Origin of the sequence: Cupriavidus sp. SIMBA_020, assembly GCF_046535395.1 — a bacterium.
GTDB classification, from domain to species: Bacteria; Pseudomonadota; Gammaproteobacteria; order Burkholderiales; family Burkholderiaceae; genus Cupriavidus; species Cupriavidus campinensis.
Genome location: NZ_JAWRWU010000362.1, coordinates 1 through 287 on the forward strand (window position 1 = coordinate 1; position 287 = coordinate 287).

The following is a 287-nucleotide window of genomic DNA, read 5'->3' on the forward strand; positions in this document are numbered from 1 at the left end:
GTCAAGATTCTCTCAGGGCAGCGACAGCAGCAGAGGCTTGATTGGGCAGAGATGTACCGCAGTCGATGGATTGAACTTAGGGGTGATTGGGCGACGATTGTGTTTCTCGGGCGTAGGGTTAATGATTTTTACCAAGTCGCTCATCACGATCAGCTTCAGAAGCTCCGTGAAGAATCTCAAAGGCTTTCGGACGAAATCGCTTCTTCATGGGCTCAGGCGTCCGTTCGCAATGTATGTGGGATGCTGAGTGACCTCTGCACCAGGGTGCTGCAAGGCAACATCAAAAT

The 287-nt window shown here is 51.2% G+C and carries 1 protein-coding gene; it reads left to right on the forward strand.

The window, feature by feature from the left end; genetic code table 11:
- The coding region (locus SB751_RS29590; protein WP_410748971.1) for a hypothetical protein at positions 1 to 287 on the forward strand (287 nt) is incomplete at both ends.